The sequence below is a fragment of the Terrabacter sp. Root85 genome, assembly GCF_001429185.1.
Taxonomy (GTDB): domain Bacteria; phylum Actinomycetota; class Actinomycetes; order Actinomycetales; family Dermatophilaceae; genus Terrabacter.
In genome coordinates, this window is sequence record NZ_LMIW01000015.1 from 37,372 (window position 1) to 56,130 (window position 18,759).

18 protein-coding genes are annotated in these 18,759 nt (G+C 73.5%); 12 read left to right on the top strand and 6 right to left on the bottom strand.

Features of this window, described 5'->3' with window-relative positions:
- Positions 1 to 48: 48 nt before the first annotated feature.
- Positions 49 to 2,235 (bottom strand): penicillin acylase family protein, encoded by a 2,187-nt coding sequence (locus tag ASE25_RS21460; protein WP_235508794.1) that lies wholly within the window; start codon positions 2,233 to 2,235, stop codon positions 49 to 51.
- Positions 2,236 to 2,289: 54 nt separating this feature from the next.
- Positions 2,290 to 2,736, bottom strand: a complete 447-nt coding sequence (locus ASE25_RS21465) for a hypothetical protein (RefSeq protein ID WP_157623572.1) — start codon at positions 2,734 to 2,736, stop codon at positions 2,290 to 2,292.
- Positions 2,737 to 2,776: 40 nt separating this feature from the next.
- Here ASE25_RS21465 and ASE25_RS21470 point away from each other — a divergent pair, with 40 nt between their 5' ends.
- From ASE25_RS21470 to ASE25_RS21490, 5 genes are all read left to right on the top strand, one after another.
- Positions 2,777 to 3,172, top strand: coding sequence for a DUF2237 family protein (locus ASE25_RS21470; RefSeq protein WP_056827372.1), 396 nt, complete (start codon positions 2,777 to 2,779; stop codon positions 3,170 to 3,172).
- A gap of 134 nt (positions 3,173 to 3,306) precedes the next feature.
- Entirely contained in the window at positions 3,307 to 4,263 is a 957-nt protein-coding gene (locus ASE25_RS21475) for an NADP-dependent oxidoreductase (RefSeq protein WP_056827374.1), read from the top strand.
- Between the two features lie 10 nt (positions 4,264 to 4,273).
- A complete protein-coding gene (locus ASE25_RS21480; protein WP_056827376.1) occupies positions 4,274 to 4,756 on the top strand; it encodes a hypothetical protein in 483 nt (160 codons plus the stop codon).
- Complete coding sequence (locus ASE25_RS21485; protein ID WP_056827378.1) at positions 4,753 to 5,541, top strand: pentapeptide repeat-containing protein; 789 nt, start codon at positions 4,753 to 4,755, stop codon at positions 5,539 to 5,541. Before ASE25_RS21480 ends, ASE25_RS21485 begins: the two co-directional genes overlap by 4 nt.
- Before the next feature lie 84 nt (positions 5,542 to 5,625).
- Positions 5,626 to 6,264 carry a hypothetical protein gene (locus ASE25_RS21490; RefSeq protein ID WP_056778876.1) on the top strand — a complete coding sequence of 213 codons (639 nt, stop codon included), beginning with the start codon at positions 5,626 to 5,628 and terminating at the stop codon, positions 6,262 to 6,264.
- On the opposite strand, the gene ASE25_RS21495 is transcribed toward ASE25_RS21490, so the two are convergent.
- Positions 6,218 to 7,216: a phosphotransferase gene (locus ASE25_RS21495; protein WP_056827380.1), complete on the bottom strand. Its 999-nt coding sequence runs from the start codon at positions 7,214 to 7,216 to the stop codon at positions 6,218 to 6,220. The genes ASE25_RS21490 and ASE25_RS21495 overlap by 47 nt on opposite strands.
- Positions 7,217 to 7,240: 24 nt before the next feature.
- A complete protein-coding gene (locus tag ASE25_RS21500; protein ID WP_056778884.1) occupies positions 7,241 to 8,221 on the bottom strand; it encodes a DUF389 domain-containing protein in 981 nt (326 codons plus the stop codon).
- Between the two features lie 87 nt (positions 8,222 to 8,308).
- Here ASE25_RS21500 and ASE25_RS21505 point away from each other — a divergent pair, with 87 nt between their 5' ends.
- Genes ASE25_RS21505 through ASE25_RS21520 form a run of 4 tightly spaced genes read left to right on the top strand, consistent with a single transcriptional unit; the run spans position 8,309 to position 11,498 of the window.
- Positions 8,309 to 8,692, top strand: coding sequence for a helix-turn-helix transcriptional regulator (locus ASE25_RS21505; protein WP_020141942.1), 384 nt, complete (start codon positions 8,309 to 8,311; stop codon positions 8,690 to 8,692).
- Positions 8,689 to 9,618 carry a cation diffusion facilitator family transporter gene (locus ASE25_RS21510; RefSeq protein WP_056827383.1) on the top strand — a complete coding sequence of 310 codons (930 nt, stop codon included), beginning with the start codon at positions 8,689 to 8,691 and terminating at the stop codon, positions 9,616 to 9,618. Before ASE25_RS21505 ends, ASE25_RS21510 begins: the two co-directional genes overlap by 4 nt.
- Positions 9,615 to 10,247, top strand: a complete 633-nt coding sequence (locus ASE25_RS21515; protein ID WP_235508795.1) for a cation transporter — start codon at positions 9,615 to 9,617, stop codon at positions 10,245 to 10,247. Before ASE25_RS21510 ends, ASE25_RS21515 begins: the two co-directional genes overlap by 4 nt.
- A 60-nt stretch (positions 10,248 to 10,307) precedes the next feature.
- Positions 10,308 to 11,498: an MFS transporter gene (locus ASE25_RS21520; RefSeq protein WP_056778891.1), complete on the top strand. Its 1,191-nt coding sequence runs from the start codon at positions 10,308 to 10,310 to the stop codon at positions 11,496 to 11,498.
- Here ASE25_RS21520 and ASE25_RS21525 read toward each other — a convergent pair.
- On the bottom strand, positions 11,461 to 12,933 hold the full coding sequence (locus ASE25_RS21525; protein WP_056827384.1) for a PLP-dependent aminotransferase family protein: 1,473 nt from the start codon (positions 12,931 to 12,933) through the stop codon (positions 11,461 to 11,463). The genes ASE25_RS21520 and ASE25_RS21525 overlap by 38 nt on opposite strands.
- 80 nt (positions 12,934 to 13,013) lie before the next feature.
- Here ASE25_RS21525 and ASE25_RS21530 point away from each other — a divergent pair, with 80 nt between their 5' ends.
- Both ASE25_RS21530 and ASE25_RS21535 read left to right on the top strand, forming a co-directional pair.
- Positions 13,014 to 14,306 (top strand): APC family permease, encoded by a 1,293-nt coding sequence (locus ASE25_RS21530; protein WP_056778898.1) that lies wholly within the window; start codon positions 13,014 to 13,016, stop codon positions 14,304 to 14,306.
- Positions 14,307 to 14,374: 68 nt separating this feature from the next.
- Complete coding sequence (locus tag ASE25_RS21535) at positions 14,375 to 16,294, top strand: APC family permease (protein ID WP_056778901.1); 1,920 nt, start codon at positions 14,375 to 14,377, stop codon at positions 16,292 to 16,294.
- Between the two features lie 18 nt (positions 16,295 to 16,312).
- On the opposite strand, the gene ASE25_RS21540 is transcribed toward ASE25_RS21535, so the two are convergent.
- Positions 16,313 to 16,846: a GNAT family N-acetyltransferase gene (locus tag ASE25_RS21540; protein WP_056827387.1), complete on the bottom strand. Its 534-nt coding sequence runs from the start codon at positions 16,844 to 16,846 to the stop codon at positions 16,313 to 16,315.
- Positions 16,847 to 17,193: 347 nt separating this feature from the next.
- Between ASE25_RS21540 and ASE25_RS21545 the strand changes: the two genes are divergently transcribed.
- Positions 17,194 to 18,702: a helix-turn-helix domain-containing protein gene (locus ASE25_RS21545; protein WP_082619953.1), complete on the top strand. Its 1,509-nt coding sequence runs from the start codon at positions 17,194 to 17,196 to the stop codon at positions 18,700 to 18,702.
- The last annotated feature ends 57 nt before the right edge of the window (positions 18,703 to 18,759 follow it).

An 18,759-nucleotide genomic window follows, 5' to 3' on the forward strand; every position in this document is an offset into this window, starting at 1 on the left:
AAGTCACGTTTTGTACCGCAAATAGTAAAAGACGGGCAAAGTTCTCCTTTACCCAGTGCCGCCAGTGCCCCCAGTGCCCGTCGCCGGCCGAACCGGATGCAGCGCGCCGGCGAGCCACGCCGGCGTCTGGTCGGCGAAGTGCGGGTCGCGGGCGTCTCCGCTCGCGCCGAAGGGCACGACCCAGCGGCTCGCCTCGCGGTCGGCGAGGTCCCAGACGTAGCGCGCCACCGGTCCGCCGTAGCAGTGGTCCGTCACCCCGGGCGCGCTCGCCGCCGCGAGGACGCAGCCCTTGTCGCCACCGACGGGGTCGCGCGGGACGTGGGGCGCACGCCCGGTCGCGTCGAGCGCGTGGACCGGGTCGAGCCAGTGTCGCTCGCCCCACGTCGTCAGCGAGTCACGGTGCGCCGCGACGTGTTCGAGCGCCACGCGTACGCCCTCGCCCACCTCGATGCCGTGGGCCGGACCGAGGTGCGCCATCGAGTGCCAGCCCACCCCGATCTGCGTCACGACGTCGGTCCACGCGGCGAAGATGCGGGAGTGGCCGCTCGGCTCGTGCAGCGCGGAGAGGACCGGGTGCTCGGAGAACCACCGCACGAGCGCCGTGCGCCAGGCGGCGAAGAGCGCGGCACCGCGGCTACCGGTGTCGCTGTGCCCGTCCCAGGCGAGCAGCTCGGACCGCACGGCGGCGGCGGCCCCCGTGACCTCGGCCGCCGCGACGAGCTCGCGCATGAGGTCGGCCTGTCCGTTGCGGGTGTCGACGTGGATCGCCGCGCAGTCGTCGACGGTCAGCTGCTCCCCCGACTCGACGAGCTCGCGGATGCGACCGGCCCGGAAGGGCGTGGCGTACTCCACCCCGAGCCCGCCGCCGCTGGCCCGGTCGTTGGCGCTGACCATGACGTCGTCGACGTCGCTGCCGGGCCCCCGCCGGTAGCCGTGCCAGACGTGCCGGGGGTCCCACGCCGGGACGGGCAGCACCGCCCCGATCTCGTCGCGCTCGGGCACGCGACCGACGACGAGGTGACGGACGCGACCCGTGTCGTCGGCGACGAGCGCACTGTTGACCGGCTCGACCCAGCGCGACAGGGCCTCCTCGACGTCGGCGACCGTCCGCGCCCGAAGGAGGGGCAGGAGGGCGCCGAAGCCGAGGTCCTCCTCGACGTGGGTCGGCGTGCGCAGGCTGTGGGGGGCCGGGTGGGCCCGGCGCGGCTGGACGCTCTCGTCGGTCCACTGCGGCGGCGCCTCGGCCTCGGCGACGAGCCGCTCGATCTCGGCCTCGAGGCCGGTGACGACCGGCCCGCGCGAGGTGACGACGACGGGCACGGTCACGTCAGCCTCGCCGCGCACCCTCAGCGTCTCGGTCGAGGCGCGCACCGGCTCCCACCCGTCGATGCCGCGCGCCTTGAGCAGCGGCGATCCGTCGGGCCCGTGGCCGACGTGAGCGAGGGACTCGAGCGTCAGGTCCTGGTAGTCGGCCATGGCGTTCGTGATGCCCCACGCGACGGTGCCCGTGTGGGCGAAGTGCTGCACGCCGGGCACCCCCGGGAAGGTGAAGCCGACGACGTCGAACTCGGGGCAGGCCAGGCCGACCTGCTGGTAGCAGCCGGGCAGCTCGATCGTGCGGTGCGGGTCACCCGCGACGAGGGGCAGCCCGCTCGCCGTGCGCTCCCCGCCGATGACCCACGCGTTGCTCCCCGAGGCCTCGGCCCGCTCGACCCCCTCGGCGTGGAACAGGGCGAGGGCCTCGGCGCCGAGGCGGTCGGTGACGTGCGCGTTGAAGAGCTTGGCCGGGAAGGTCCCGAAGAGCAGGTGGATGCCCCAGAAGATGCCGAGCGGCGTCCACGGCTCCCACGGACGCGGCGCAGCGGCATACGACTGGAGCCCGAGCAGCGCGACCTCGGGCGTGCCCGCGAGCCCCTCGGCGAGGGTCTCGTTGACGCCGTCCACGTAGGCCGTCAGCCACGTCCGCGTCTCGCGGTCGAGCCGCTCGAAGCAGCGCCGCACCGTCGGCTCGAGCAGCACCTGCCGGGCGAACCGGTCCCAGGGCAGCCCGTGGGCGCCGACGTACTCGGCCGTCCGTCCTTCCATCCGCCAGCGGTGGTGCTCGATCTGCCACGCGCGGTCGAGGGCGGTGATGCGCCCCTGGAGGCGGGCCAGCTCCATCACGTCGCCGGCGCGCAGGTGCGGGACACCCAGGGCGTCACGTCGCACCTCGGCGGACATCGGAGCGCGGGGCACGGCGGATCTCCTTCGATCTGCGGGCATGTCGGACGGGAGGGCGGTGGGTCCCGGTCAGTCGTGGCGCGAGAACTTGTTCTCGATCTCGCGGAGGAAGGCGTCGGAGATCCGGCGGTACTTCTGGAGGGTCAGCGTGATGGGGGCACCGACCTCCAGGCCGAGGACGCTGCGCGCCGGGTCGAGCCGGATCTGCGGGTCGGCCATCACGGTGCCGCCGTTCTCCATGAGCGAGCGCACGAGCACCCGCACCTCGTTGAGCGCGTTGCCGTCCTCGCCCTCGACGCCGCGCAGGCGGTGGACGAAGTAGCCGTCGAGGACGATGAGCATGTTGTTGAAGTACTCGTACTCGAGCGACTCGAGCGCGCCCTCGAGGTGGGAGACGTCGGCGTCACCGTGGTCGCGTGCGGCCTGCGCCACCTCGTGGAACATCACGACCTGGGTCTCGACCCGCGACCGGCAGGCGTCGATGTAGTCCTGCTCGTAGTCCTTCACTCCCAGCATGGGGCCAGCCTAGCGAGCAGCGCGCCACTAGGTTTGGGTCATGGCAGCGCGGGAACGGAACGTGCTCGGCGGCGAGCTCGAGGCCTGCGGCACCGACCCGGTGACCGGCTTCTACCGCGACGGCTACTGCATGACCGGGCCCGAGGACCGGGGCAGCCACACCGTCTGCGTCGTCGTCACGACCGAGTTCCTCGAGCACCAGCGCAGCGTCGGCAACGACCTCGTGACCCCCCGTCCTGAGTGGCGCTTCCCCGGGCTGACGCCGGGCGACCGGTGGTGCGTCGTGGCGAGCCGCTGGCTCGAGGCCCACCAGGACGGGGCCGCCGCGCCGGTCTTCCTCGCCGCCACGCACGAGCGCGCGCTCGAGATCGTGCCGCTCCAGCTGCTCCAGTCGTATGCCGCCGACATCCCGGACGACCCCAGCTCGCTGCTCTGACGGCGCGTTTCACCGATCCGCGAACACGGGTTCGCGCCCGGCGTAGCGTCGAGGTGGCTCGACTCGAGCACGGCGGGGGATGCCCGGCCGAGGCCGCACCCTCCACTGCCGTCGCGTCCGCCAGGAGACCCGCCATGCGCGCCATCGTCCTCCACGAGTTCCACGCCACCCCGACCGTCGAGGAGATCGACGTTCCCGATCCCGGCGAGGGTGAGGTGAGGGTGCGGGTGCGGGCGGCCGCGGTCAACGGCTTCGACCTCGGTGTGGTCCACGGCTTCTTCACGGGCTACTTCGAGCACCGCTTCCCGCTCGTCCTCGGCAAGGACTTCGCCGGCACCGTCGACGCGGTCGGTCCCGGTGTCGAGGGCTACGCCACCGGCGACCGGGTCTTCGGCGTCGTGACGAAGGACTTCCTCGGCGACGGCTCGTTCGCCGAGTACGTCACGGTGCCGACGGCGATCGGCGTCGCGCCCCTGCCCGACGGCGTCGACTTCGCCCACGGAGCGGCGCTGGGGCTCGCCGGCGCCGCGGCCCTCGCGTGCATCGAGGCGGCCCACCCGGCGCCGGGCCGCACGATCCTCGTCACCGGCGCGACGGGCGGCGTCGGCAACCAGGTCGTCCAGCTCGCCTCGCAGGCCGGCGCCCACGTCATCGCGACGGGGTCCACGGAGGCGGAGCAGCAGCTCGTCCGGCGGCTCGGGGCGAGCGAGGTCATCGACTACCGCGAGGACGTCACGGCGGGTCTGCGGGCCACGCACCCCGAGGGCGTCGACGTCGTCATCCACCTCGCCGGGGACGCGTCCGCCCTCGTGCCCACGCTCCGTCAGGGCGGCACCCTCGTGTCGACCCTCGTCTTCTCGACGGAGGGCTTCCCCGAGGTGCCCGACGTCTTCGTCCCCATCGCCGCGAACCCGACGCCGGAGCTGCTCGGCCGGCTCGCCGCGAACCAGGTCGACGGCTTGACGTCGGTGACGATCCAGCGCGCCTACTCGCTCACGGACACGCCCTCCGCCCTGGCCGACTTCGCGAACGGCACGCTCGGCAAGCTCGTCGTCGACCTCGACGGTGACGGGGTGCCCGACGGCCCGTGATACTGGCGGGATGAGCGATCCCCACGTGCTCGAACCGGGCACCGCGCCGACGCCGTTCACCGCCGACGAGATCCGCGCGGGGTGTCCCGACGGACGCACGATCACCCTCCTCGTGGAGCCCGCCGAGGGACCGTCGTGGCAGCGCGTCAACCGGTTCGTCGCCCCGGACGAGGACGGAGCGACCATGCAGCGTTGGCGGATCGGGACCGACGGCCGGCGCGACGGGGAGATCGAGGAGGGGCGCACGACGTGGCTCCAGCTCCAGGGCCACGCGTCCTTCCCCGTGTCCGCGGTGACGGTCACGCCCGACACGGTGGAGCTCCCGCTCGGCACCGTCGACGCGCTGCGCTACGCCGTCGACGACGGCGCCGGCGGCGGCGTCGCGACCTTCTGGTTCGCGCCGGGGTTTCCCGGGATGCCGGTGCGCTACGAGACCCCGGCCGAGGGCGGCGGGACGGACCGCACGACGATGGTCAGCGACGAGCTGCCGTGAGCACCCCTTCCCACGGGGCGCCGGCGCTCGAGGCCGACTGCTCGCGGTGCTTCGGCCTGTGCTGCGTCGCGCTCCCCTTCGCCCGGTCGGCCGACTTCCCCGTCGACAAGGCCGGCGGTGAGCCCTGCCGCAACCTCCTCGCCGACCACCGGTGCGGCATCCACGACCGGCTCCTGGAGGGCGGGTGGCGCGGGTGCGTGACGTTCGACTGCTTCGGCGCAGGCCAGCAGGTCTCGCAGGTGACCTTCGGCGGCGTCTCGTGGCGCGAGGCCCCCGAGACCGCCCCGACGATGTATGCCGTCCTGCCCGTCATGCGACAGCTGCACGAGATGCTCGCCCACCTCGGTGACGCCCTCGCGCTCGAGCCGGACGAGGCGACGCGGACCGGCCTCGCCGCGTCCGCCGAGGAGGTCAGGACCTCGACGGCCGCCTCTCCGGACGAGCTGCTCGCGGTGGACCTCGTCGCCGTGCGGTCCCGGGTCGGTGGCCTGCTGCGGGCCGCCAGCGCGACGGCACGCGCACGGCGGAGGCGGCGTGACGGCATACGCCCTCCTCCCCGGCGGATGCGGGCCGGGGCCGACCTCGTCGCCGCCGACCTCCGCGGCCGTGACCTGCGCACGGCCGACCTCCGGGGCGCGCTGCTCATCGCGGCGGACCTGCGCGACGCCGACCTGCGGTGGGCCGACCTGCTCGGTGCGGACCTGCGCGACGCCGACCTGCGCGGGGCACGGCTCGACGGCGCGCTCTTCCTCACGCGCCCGCAGCTCGCGGCGGCGCGCACCTGACGGACGATTCGCGCATTCGGTCCCACGGCGGCGGCCCAACGATGACAATCGACCCACTGTCCACGTCGAGCACAGGAGCCGGTCGTGCGCCGAGCCAAGGTCGCCGCAGCCCTGGCGCTGTCGGCTGCCCTCGCCCTCGCCGGGTGCTCGTCCGGCAAGCCCGAGATCGACCTCAGCCAGGTGGCCGGCTCCACGGGCACGCCGGTGCCGACCGAGACGGTGACGGTGACGGAGATCGACACCCGGACCGTGACCGCGACGACGACGGTCGTGACGACGGCGACGGTCGTGGCCACCCCGACGGTCACCGTCACGGCGCTCCCGCGACCGAGCCTGACGACGAGCACCGTCTTCAACCGGCCCGCTGCGCTGGCTGACTACTCGAACCTCGTCGTCGACGTGCGGCTGCTCGACCGGATGTCGCTGTCCGGCAACGCCGCCGCGCTCCAGCTCGACCTCATGGCCCAGCACCTCGAGCGGCTCGGCGCGAACGGACCGCCGCCGGGGCTGGACGCGCCCAGCTACTACGGCCGACTGGCGTCGCTCGGACTCTTCGCCCGGGCCGCGTCCGACGAGGCGACGGCGGGCTCGCCGGTGGCCCAGAGCCGATACGCCGTCATCCGTCAGGAGACCGGCATCCTGCTCTCGCTCGTCAACGGTGCGCTGGCGACGACCTTCACCCTGCCGACGCCCGCGCCCCGACCGACGACAACGACTCCGTGAAGCCGCCCCAGGCGATCTCCCCGTCGGCGTCGTCCGCGTGGGGCCGACCGAACCAGGCGGCATAGAGCGCGACCTCGGTGAGGTCCCACCGCAGCGCCTGAGCGCGGAGGTCGTCGGTCGTGACGGTCCGACCGGTCAGCGCGGCGTAGTCGGCGAGCACCTCGTCGGCGAGGACGCCCTCGGCGCCCGCGACGTGCCAGAGGTCGCGGGCCGCGGGCGCGAGCAGGGCGGTGTCCCAGTCGACGACGTGGAGACCGTCGGCGTCGGAGAGGACGTTGCGCCAGTGCGGCTCTCCGTGGGTGATGACCCAGGAGTCGCGCTCGGCGTGGTCCCGGACGGCCCGCTCGTCCCAGACGACGAGGGCTTGCCGCACCGCCTCCGCGTGCTGGGCCAGGGCGTCCCGGGCGCGGGCTCCGTAGGGGCCGGCGCCCGGAGGCAGGTCGGCCGCGAGAGCCCGGTCGAGGAGCGCTCGACCGGGCAGCGTCAGGTCGTCGGTGCCGGCGACGCCGACGGCACGAGGAGTGGCCGCGTGCAGCCGCGCGAGCACGTCGGTCACGGCGTGCCGGTCGGCCGTCGTCTGCTCGGACGGCGACGGCAGGCGCGGCGCATCGAGCCACGGGGTCATCGACACCCACCGGTGCCGGCCGAGCTCGAAGGGGACCGCCCCGTCGCGCGCCGGGACGGGAGCGACGACGAAGTCCAGCCCGGAGTCGGCGAGGGCCCGGGCGGTCCGGAACGCCGAGCTGAGGGCGGCGCCGCGCTCGACGTCGGCCCGGGCGCCGGAGTAGTCGTCGAGCGTCACGAACCAGCGGCCGTCCTCGTGCGCGTCGACCCGCCAGTGGTGGCTGCCGAAACCGACTGGCACATAGGTGATCTCACGGACTTCGAGGACCCACATCTCGCGCAGGGCCGCGGCGAGCAGGTCGGTCGAGAAGTCCGCGGGCGGCGTCATCACGGCGTCATCACGGACTCGACGCTAGCGGGGCGGTCGCGGCTCCGCATGGATCCGGCGGCTCAGCCTCGAGTGCGACCGCGGTGCCGGCACCCGCGACCACACGGCTTTCTGGAGCGCGAGGGTGAGCCAGCCGGCGAGCGCCATCCCGACGATGTTGACGACGAGCTGGAGGCCGCTGCCGCGCACCTCGCCCCACGCCCCGAAGGCGAGCCCGAGCGCGACGTTGCCGGCGGCCGGGATCGTCGTCACCGAGATGAACACGCCACTGAGGCCACCGAGCTTGGCCGACGTCAGCGACAGCACGCCGGCCGCAGCCGCGAGGACCGCGACGATGAACGACCACTTGTCGGGCGAGTAGATGAAGTCGGTGGCCGGTCGGTCGCCGGAGATGTCGTCGAGGGTGATCCACCCGAGGGCCCGGCCGGCGAGACCGGCGAGGCACGTGACGGCGATGGCCACGACGAAGCCGACGACGAGCGCGCGGGCCGCGACCGCGAGCAGGAGCGGGCGTCGCCGCACGAGCGCGACGCCGAGGGCTGCGATCGCCCCGAACTCGGGACCGAGCACCATCGCCCCGATGACGAGGATCTGCGAGTCGAGGACGATCGCGATGCCGGCGATGAGGGTGGCGAGCGACATGAAGGACAGGAAGGTCCAGTTCAGCTCGCTGTCGTCGTAGGAACGCTGGGCGACCTGGGCCCAGACGACGGCGTCGGCGCTGCTCCCGGGCGTCTCCTCGTCGGCCTCGAAGCCGGCGCGCGAGACCCACGTCGTGACCGGCTCGATCTGGAGGGTCCCTCCCTCGTGGACCCCGAGGTCCCGGAGCCGGTCGACGAGGACGTTGGCCCCCTCCCGGGCGACGTCGGCGTGCACGACGTCGCCCACCGGGCGCACCGCCGCGCCGCGCAGGACGGACAGCGTGCTCACGGCGCTCGAGTCGGCGAGCACGGCGGTGACCTGCTCGGTCAGCTCGCTCGGGACGGTGACCGTCAGTCTCAACATGTCGGACAGTCTGCCGCCAGGTTGACGCCGGAGGGCAGATGGCACGACAGTGACATCTGATCATCCATTCAGATGAGAGGGACGACCATGAGCACCGTCACTGGACTCGACGGCTGCGCCGCCCCGTGCGTGCACCCCGAGAAGGTCGCCCTGGCCACCGACAACGCCCCGGGCGTCGAGGAGCTCGCGCGCGTCACGAGCGTCTTCAAGCTGCTCGGCGACCCGACCCGGGCCCGGATGCTCTACGCCCTCCTCGAGGCCGGCGAGCTCTGCGTCTGCGACCTCGCGGCCGCGACCGGCACCGCCGAGACCACGGTCTCGCAGGCCCTCCGGCTGCTCCGCGCCTCGGCCGTCGTCACCGGTCGGCGCGAGGGTCGCAACATCTACTACCGGCTCTCCGACGCCCACGTCCGCCTGCTCCTCGACGTGACGCGCGAGCACGCCCTCCACGACGGCGAGCGCCACCGGTGAGCCACGGGCACGGGCACGGGCACGGGCCGGCCCAGGGCGCCGCCGCGGTCCACGCCGGGGGGCGCCACCGGTGGCGACTCGCCGTCGCCTTCGGCCTCGTCGCGGCCTTCTTCTGCGTCGAGCTCGCGGCCGGTCTCGCGTCCGGCTCCCTCGCCCTCCTCTCCGACGCCGGCCACATGGCCGCCGACGTCGTGACCCTTGGCGCCGCGCTCGTCGCCACGCGCATCGCGACGCGCGCCGACACGACCGGTCGACGCACGTTCGGCTCCTACCGTGCCGAGGTGTTCGCGTCGGGGCTCGCCGTGCTGCTCATGCTCGGGGTCTCCGTCTACATCGCCGTCGAGGCGCTCGGGCGCATCGGCTCGAGCCCCGAGATCGCCTCGGGCACCATGCTCGTCGTCGGTGCGATCGGCCTCCTCGTCAACGTCGTCGCCCTCCTCCTGCTGCGCGGGGGCGCCGGGGAGAGCCTCAACGTCCGGGGCGCCTACCTCGAGGTCGTCGCCGACACCGTCGGCTCGGTCGGCGTCATCGCGGCTGCGATCCTCGTCGGGGCGACCGGGAGCGCGTGGTGGGACACCGCCGTCGCGCTCGCCATCGCCGTCTTCGTGGCGGTGCGTGCCGTCGGGCTCGGCCGCGAGGTCGTGGCCGTGCTCGGCCAGCACGCCCCGACGGGCCTCGAGCCCACCGACCTGCTGGCCGCGCTGGGCGAGGTGCCGGGCGTCACCGAGGTCCACGACCTCCACGTCTGGACGCTGACCTCCGGCATGGACGTCGCGACCGCGCACCTCGTGACGACCCGTGCCGATGCGGCGCCCGAGGTGCTCGAGGCCGCGAGCGCCATGCTGCGCGACCGCTTCCACGTCGCCCACGCGACGCTCCAGGTCGAGACGACCGACCGGTCCGAGTGCCGAGGGGCCGACTGGTGAGCACCCCGTCCCGGCCCGTCTTCTCGCTCCTGCCGCCGTCACGGCGGGCCGCGCTCGTGCGCCGGGCCCGGCTGCTGGCCGCGGCCTCGGTCGCCTACAACGTCGCCGAGGCGGTCGTCGCCATCACCTCCGGGCGCGTGGCCGACTCGACCGCGCTCGTCGGCTTCGGGCTCGACTCGACGGTCGAGGTGATGAGCGGGCTCGTCATCCTCTGGCAGTTCGGACACCCCGTGCCGGAGGAGCGCGAGCACCTGGCCCGCCGCCTCATCGCCGTCTCCTTCTTCGCCCTGGCCGCCTACGTCACCGTCGAGTCGGTGCGCGCCGTCGTGGCTCGCGAGCAGCCCGACACCTCGGTCGTCGGCATCGCGCTCGCCGCCCTGTCGCTCGCGGTCATGCCGCTGCTCTCGCGGTGGCAGCGGCGCACGGGCCGCGAGCTCGGGTCCGGAGCGGTCGTCGCCGACGGCACCCAGACGCTGCTCTGCACCTACCTCTCGGGCGTGCTCCTCGTCGGCCTCCTCGCCAACGCCCTCCTCGGCTGGTGGTGGCTCGACCCCGTCGCGGCGCTCGTCATCGCGGCCGTGGCGGTCCGCGAGGGTCGCTCGAACTGGCGAGGCGACGCCTGCTGCTGACTCGAGGAACCACGGCATGAGTCTTGACGGCGGGTCTGGCGACCGACAGTGTGACCCACCGTGACACTTCGGGCCGAGTCCTCTTCCCTGCTGCGGGCACGCCTCGCCGCCGGCACCGCCTTCTTCGTCCAGGGCCTGCTCTTCATCTCGCTCACCACGCGCCTGCCGCAGGTCCAGGAGAAGTGGTCGCTCGACGAGCTCGCCGTCAGCGGCCTGCTCCTCATGGTCGTGCTCCTCGCGGGCGTCGGCTCGGTCGTCGCCGAGCTCGTCGCCGCACGCTCGTCGAGCGCCATGGTCGTCCGCGTGGGGCTCGTCGTGGCCACGGCCGGCTTCGCGGTGCTGCTCGTCGCACCGGCCTTCGGGGTCTTCGTCGTCGGGCTCGCGACCTACGGGCTCGCGCTCGGCCTCGTCGACGCGTCGTCGAACATGCAGGCCGTCACCGTCGAGCACCTCTACCGCCGACCGATCCTGCCCTCCTTCCACGCCTTCTGGACCGCCGGCGGCATCCTCGGCACGCTCGTCACGCTGGCGACGTCGGGCGTCGACCTCGGCCCGGCCCTGCTCCCGCTGCTCGTCTTCCCCGTCGCGGCGCTGGCCGCGCCGTACGTCCGTCGCGACCGCCTCGCCGAGACCGACGCCACCGTCGACGTGCCGTGGCGGCGGATCGCCCTCCTCGGCGTCGCGATGGTCCTCTTCTACATGGTCGACACGGCCGCGACGACGTGGGGACCGGTCTACCTCGACGGCACGCTCGACGCCCCGACGGGGCTCACCGCGCTCGCCACGCTCCCCTACCTCGTCGCGACGCTCCTGGCCCGCACCGTCGGCGACCGTCTCGTCGACCGCCACGGCGCCGTGTGGCTGCTCCGGATCAGCGGCGTCGTCGCCGCCCTGGCGCTCGCCGTCATCGTCTTCGCGCCGACGTGGGTGGTCGCCGTCGTCGGCTTCACGATCCTCGGCGGCGCCGTCGCGACCATCGCGCCCCTCAGCTTCTCGGCGGCGGGTGCCATCGCCGCCGGCGACGCCGACTCCGCCGGCGAGCGCATCGACAAGACCGACCAGGTCGTCGCCCGCTTCAACCAGTTCAACTACGTCGGAGCGCTGCTCGGTGCCGTGCTGACCGGAGCCGTGGGCTCGGACAACCTGCGCCTCGGCTTCGCCGTGCCGATGGTCCTGATCCTCGGGATCATCCCGCTCGCGACGCAGTTCGCGATCATCCGCCGACGGGGCGTCCCGGCCGGCTCGAGCTGAGGACACCACGCAGCGCGGTGAGCGCCGGGCCGATGCCCGTCAGGGGTATGCCGCCGACCCCGAAGGCGAACCCGTGGCGGGCCGGCTGCTCGAGGTGCCGCACCGACAGCGGCTCGACGAACACCCCCACGGCCAGGGCGGCCACGGCGATCGCCACGTCGTCGAGGTCCGGGTCGCGCAGCAGGGCGCACAGGTGCAGGCCCGCCGCCGACGGGACGACCTCGAGCCAGTCGCCGAGGCCGTCGGGGCTCGTGAGCACCTCGAGCAGCGCCTCCCGCCGGGCGCGGTAGACCTTCGTCGCGCGCTTGACGTGGGCAGCGTGGTGCCCCTCGGCGAGGAAGTCCGCGAGCGCCCCCTGGGTCACGACGTCGCCGTCCCAGACGGTGACGCGCTTGGCCTCGCGCAGGGCGGGCGTCAGCGTCGCCGGGGCGATCGCGTAGCCGACGCGGAGCCCCGGGAGCAGCGACTTGGAGAACGACCCGACGTAGACGACCCGCCCGTCGCGGTCGAGGCTCTGCAGCGGCTCGAGGGGCCGGTCGGCGAAGCGGAACTCGCTGTCGTAGTCGTCCTCGACGATGACCGCTCCGTGCCGGACGGCCCACTCCAGCAGGGCGATCCGCCGGGCACGTGACATCGCGACCCCGGTCGGGTGCTGGTGCGACGGCGTGACGTAGACGAGTCGGGCCGCGTCCGGAAGGGCGTCGACGACGATCCCCTCACCGTCGACCGGGACGCCTCGGACGACGGCGCGATGGGTCGCGAAGAGGCGGGCCGCGGCGCTGTAGCCCGGGTCCTCGACGGCCACGACGTCGCCGGGCTCGACGAGCACCCGCGCGACGAGGTCGAGCGCCTGCTGCGCCCCCGCAGTGGTCACCACGTCGGCGCCGGACGCGACGACCGACCGGGACACGCCGGCATACCTCGCGATCTCGGCCTCGAGACGGCTCCCGCCACGGTTCGCGCCGGGGTCGTCGTAGGTGCCGGCGGACAGGCGGCCCCGGCGCAGCGTGCCGCTGACGAGACGTCGCCACGTCGCGAGGGGGAAGAGCGAGTCGTCGGGCACCCCGACGGAGAAGTCGTGGAGCGCGCCCCGCGGACCGGACGCAGGCCGCACGTCCGGCTCGGTCGCCCAGAGCGACGTGGCGGTGACGGCTCCCGCCCGGGCCCGTCGCCCGGTCATCCGAGCGGGCGGCACGCACCCGGTCGCGACGAAGGTCCCGGCCCCGCGACGGCTCTCGAGCAGCTCCTCGGCGAGGAGCCGGTCGTAGGCCGCCGTCACCGTGCCCCGCGAGACGCTGAGGCTCGCCGCGAGGTCACGGGAGGCCGGCACCCGGTCGCCCCCGCTGAGGCGGCCGTCGAGGACCGCGGCGCGCAGCTGGGCGTAGATCTGGGCGGTGAGGTCGCCCGACCCGGTGAGGCTGAGGTGCAGGTCCATGCCACCAGTCTGGATTGGCCCAAACAGTCTGGCAAGAAGTGGCGCTTCTGACCGGTCCACTTGGGCGGGAGTCTGGAGCCATGGCGACGACCGCACGCATCCCCGGGGCCACCTCGACCCCCGGCCACTCCACGACCGGGGGCACGCTCACCGTCGCACAGGGGGCTGCCCTGTCGGTGGGCGCCGTGCTCGGCACCGGCGTCATCACGCTGCCCGCCCTCGCCGCCGAGGTCGCCGGCCCCGCCTCGCTGCTCGCGTGGGCGGCGCTCGTGCTCCTCTCGGTGCCGCTCGCGAGCACGTTCGCCGCACTGGGCGCCCGGCACCCGGACGGCGGTGGCGTGTCGACGTACGTCCGTCGGGCCTTCGGGGACCGCGCGGCGGGCGCGGTCGGCTGGTGCTTCTACTTCGCCGTGCCCGTCGGGGCCCCACCCGCCTCGATGATGGCCGGCGGCTACGTCGCCGACGTCGTGGGCGGCGGACGCACGACGACCGTCGTCGTCGCGGCGGCCCTCATCCTCGGCACCGGACTGATGAACCTCGCCGGCCTGCGCTTCTCGGGCCGCGTGCAGCTCGGCCTGGCGACCGTGCTCGCCCTGCTCATGACCGCGACGATGGCCGTCGCCCTGCCGCACGGGAGCACGGCGTCGCTGACCCCCTTCGCCCCGAACGGGTGGGCCGCCGTCGCCACCGCGGCTGCCGTGCTCGTCTGGGGCTTCGCGGGGTGGGAGGCCGTCGCCTCGCTCGCCGGGGACTACCGCGACCCGCGCCGCGACGTGCCGCGCGCGACGGGGATCGCCGTCGCGGTCGTCGGGGTGCTCTACCTCGGGCTCGCGACGACGAGCGTCCTCGTGCTGGGACCGGCGACGGGCCACAGCCAGGCGCCGCTCTCGGACCTCATGGCCATCGCCCTCGGCGAGCAGGCCCGCGTCGTGACCGCCGTCGTGGCGGTGCTGCTGACGGTCGGGGCGATGAACGCCTACTACGCCGGCGGCTCGCGGCTGGGCGCGGCGCTGGCCCGCGACGGGGCGCTGCCGCGATGGGTGGCGCGGGGCGGCGAGGCCGGACAGGTCCCACGCCGCAGCATCGCCCTCGTCACGGCCGGCTCGATGCTCTCGCTCGTCCTCGCGGTCGCGCTCGACCTCGGCCTCACCCCGCTCATGCTGCTCGCGACGGGCTGCTTCACGCTCGTCTACGTGCTCGGCACGGCCTCCGCCCTGCGCCTGCTGCCCCGCGGCACCCGCGGCTGGTGGACCGCGCTCGTCGCGCACGTGTCCGTCGTCGTCTTGCTCGTCGTCAACGGCGTCCATGCGTTGTGGGCCCTCGGGCTCGTCGTCCTCTCCCTCTCCTACCAGTCCCGGTCGCGCCGCCGGTAGGGCGCTCCCAGCGCCGACCCCTAGACTTCGCCGCCGTGATCACACAGCGCGCGGAGCGCACACCCCTGATGCGGTGGTTCCTCGACGCCGAGGAGGCCGACCCGGGCGGCTACTACGAGCGCGAGCGCGAGGCGACCGAGCAGCAGCACGTGCAGCCGTGGTGGCGCGTCATGTGCCTGACGGGTGTCGACTACTTCTCGACGCTGGGCTACCAGCCCGGCATCGCGGCCCTCGCGGCCGGCGCGCTGTCGCCCGTCGCGACGCTCGTCCTCGTGCTCATCACGCTCTTCGGTGCCCTCCCGATGTACCGCCGCGTCGCGGCCGAGAGCCCGCACGGCGACGGCAGTCTCTCGATGCTCGAGCGGCTGCTGTCCTACTGGCCGAGCAAGATCCTCGTGCTGTGCCTCATCGGCTTCGTCGCGACCGGCTTCATCATCACGATCACCCTGTCGGCGGCGGACGCGAGCGCCCACCTCATCGAGAACCCGTACCTCAAGAGCACCCTGACCGGCCACCAGGTCGGTGTGACGCTGACGCTGCTCGTCTTCCTCGCCGGCATCTTCCTCAAGGGCTTCAAGGAGGCCATCGGGATCGCCGTCGTCCTCGTCGTGGCCTACCTCGGCCTCAGCTTCGTCGTGCTCGTGCGCGGCGTCGTCGAGATCGGCGACCACCCGACGGCGTTCAGCGACTGGATCACGGCGATGACCTCGGCCCACTCGGCCCCGTTCGGGATCATCGGCGCGTCCCTGCTCGTCTTCCCGGCCCTGGCGCTCGGGCTCTCCGGCTTCGAGACGGGCGTCGTCGTCATGCCCCTCGTCAAGGGCGACCCGACCGACACGCCGGAGAAGCCGGAGGGCCGCATCCGCAACGCGCGCAAGCTGCTGACGACCGCCGCGCTCATCATGAGCGTCCTGCTCATCGGCTCCTCGCTCGTCACGACCCTGCTCATCCCGGCCGAGGCGTTCCAGCCGGGAGGGCCCGCCAACGGCCGCGCCCTGGCCTATCTCGCCCACGACCTGCTCGGTGAGGGCTTCGGCACGATCTACGACATCTCGACGATCGGCATCCTGTGGTTCGCCGGCGCCTCAGCCATGGCGGGCCTGCTCAACATCGTCCCGCGCTACCTGCCGCGCTACGGCATGGCGCCGGACTGGGCCCGCTCGACGCGGCCGCTCGTGCTCGTCCTGTCGTTCATCGCCGCCGTCGTGACGCTGGCCTTCGGGGCCAACGTCGACGAGCAGGCGGGGGCGTATGCCACCGGCGTGCTCGCGCTCATGACGTCCGCCGCGATCGCCGTGTTCCTCACCGAGCTACGGCGCGGCCACCGCGCGGCAGCCGCCTTCTTCGCCGTCGTCAGCGCGATCTTCGTCTACACGATCACGATCACGATCGAGCAGCGCCCCGAGGGTCTCGTCATCGCCCTGATCTTCATCGCCCTCATCGTCGTCATCAGCGTCTGGTCGCGCATCGTGCGCTCGACCGAGCTGCGCGTGCAGCGGGTCGTCTACGACGACAGCGCGCGGGCGATCCTCGACGACGCCGCGCTCGGCCCCCAGCCGCTGCGTTTCATCGCCAACAAGATCAACGCCGGGGACCGCGACGAGTACCGCGCGAAGTCCCTCGACGTCCGCATGCACAACCACCTCAACGCCCGGCAGGGCGCGATCTTCCTCGAGGTGGAGATCAGCGACGCGAGCGACTTCGCGACGACCGTGCACGTCGGGTCCGCCGTCGTCGGCGGCCACTACATCCTGCGCGCGACCGGCCCGTCGGTGCCCAACGTCCTCGCTGCGGTCCTGCTCGACGTCCGCGACCGCGTCAGCAAGCCGCCCCACATCTACTTCGAGTGGAGCGAGAAGGCGCCGGGGCAGAACGTGCTGCGCTTCCTGCTCGCCGGCGAGGGCGACATCCCGCCCCTGACGCACGAGATCATCCGGCGGGCCGAGCCCGACGCCGACCGTCGTCCGCAGGTGCACGTCGGCGGCTGAGCCGGCCGGACGGCATACTCAGGCGCGGTTGGCCCAGCGCTCCGGGGTGGTGCGGTAGACGCGCGACTCGTCCGCGTACCACTTCTCCATGACCCCGAGGTCGTCGAGGCCGAGGCGGCGGCACACGGCCTGCGAGGGCCCGTTCGTCGTGTGGGTCAGGGCATAGACCTCGGGCAAGCCGCCGTCGAAACCGTGTTGGATCACCGCAGTCGCCGCCTCCGTCGCGTAGCCGTGGCCCCACGAGTCGGGGTGCAGGTGCCAGCCCACCTCGACCTCGCCGTCGTCGGCGTCCGGCAGGGTCAGCAGGATGACGGAGCCGGCGACGACCCCGGTCTCACGGACCTCGACGGCCCAGAAGCCGAGCGGCGGCGCCTCGCTGCGCTCGAGGTAGCGGTCGATGCGGGCGTGCGCCTCGTCGAGGTCCTTCATGAGGACCGGCTCGCCGTCGCCGAGCCACTTCACGACCTCGATGCGGCTCTGGATGTCGAGCAGCCGCTCGGCCTCGTCGTGCGACCAGGGACGGATGGTGAGGCGGGCGGTCTCGAGGTGCATGGGCGACACGCTCGCACCTACCCGCCCCGCCCGTCCACGCCATTCCCCCGCCCGGTCCGAGTCGACGCTTCCACGGCCTCCGTGGGTGCCCCCTGTGCATTGGGTCATCCCGTGACTCAGCCGAGTCAGGCAACGGGATGAGTCACCTGGCGACCCAACGCACAGGGCACGCGCCTCCCCGCCGCCCGGGGTGAGTCACCGGGCGACTCAACGCACAGCCTCCGCGACGGCACCCGGGCCCTCTGCCCTCATGGCTGTCGTCCACACCCCCCGGGCCCGCCGACCGCTCGTCCACCGGCCCGATTCCGGCGCCGACGGCGCGGGCCTGGGAGAGGGACCGTGGACCGATGACCGTCCCCCTCGGCCACGGCCCCGATGCGTTCGGCAACGCGCTGCGGCACGTGCGCCGGACCTACCTGCTGAGTCAGCGCGCCCTCGCGGAGCGGCTCGACGTCCCGCACAGCCGCATCTCCCGGCTCGAGAGCGGCCACCACAGCATCACGCTCGAGTCCGCGATCTCGCTCTACCGCGCACTCGGCTTCGGCGTCGGCCTGACTCACCTGTTCCCGTGTCCGCAGAGTGACGACGTGAGGCCGCGATGCCACGACTGGGAGGACGACGGCGCGGTCGGGCTCGTCGACGCGGCCAGGCGCGCGTTCCCGGCACATGGGGCCGTGTGGACGCAGGCGCCGACGTGGTGGGGTGTGCGGCACGGGTGGGGCGCCTCGGAGCGCGAGGACCTCTGGTGGTTCCACGACTACCGGTCGCCGCCGGTCCTGCGAGCACGGCAGGATGGCGGCATGTCCGACAGCGATGGAGCAGGCGCGACCGACGGGGCGAGCACCCCGCCCACCGAGCCCGTCGAGCCCCCCGAGACCAGCGAGGTGGCGCAGGCGTACGCCGCGGTCCGCCCCGAGGTCGAGGCCGCGACGGCGCTCTTCGTCGAGATGGTCACCGGCCTCCTCGACGAGGCGGGCATCAACTACCTCAGCGTGAGCGGCCGCACGAAGTCCGTGGCGTCCTTCGCCGCCAAGGCCGAGCGACGCCGTGACGGCGAGCTGCTCTTCCCCGACCCGCTCGCCGACATCACCGACCAGATCGGCGTGCGCGTCATCACCTACGTCCACGACGACGTCGCCGCCGTGGCCGAGCTGCTGGCCGAGGAGCTCGCCGTCCTCGACGACCGCGACATGGGCCTCGAGACCGCACGATCGGGACGCTTCGGCTACGCGAGCCGGCACCTGCTCGTGGCCGTCGACGCGAGCCGCACCGTCCCGACGGCCTACGAGGCGCTCCGCCGACGCAGCGCGTCCGTGCAGATCCGGACGGTGCTCCAGCACGCGTGGGCCGAGTTCGAGCACGACATCCGCTACAAGGGCACCGTCCCCGAGGAGCACGCGCACGACCTCGACCGCCGCTTCACCCTGGCCGCCGGGCTCATCGAGCTCGCCGACCGCGAGTTCTCGGCCATCCGCGACCGGCTCCAGATGGCCCTGCCGGCGAGTCCGCCCGACGCGGTCGCGCAGGACTCCCGCATCAGCACGCAGGACCTCGCGAAGTTCCTCGCCGCGAAGTACGCCGACGCCGGCTGGTCGCGCACCGACCACTACACGTGGGTGTCGGGCCTGCTGCTCGAGCTCGGCATCACGTCGGTCGACGCCCTTGCCGAGGTCATCGCCCCCGTCGACGGCACCGCCCTCATCGAGCGGATGGGCTACAAGTACCCGCCCGGCGCGGTGCGCCGACTCGACGACGCGCTGCTCGCGACCTTCGGCACGCGCTACCTCGACCTCGAGGGCAACGCCCACCGCCGGGCCTCGCTCGAGGGCCGCCTCGAGCGTCTCGGGGGGAGCTGACCGAACCGGCCCGAGATTCTCGGGACCGCGTGTCGATTCCCATCCGGCGAGTTCGTC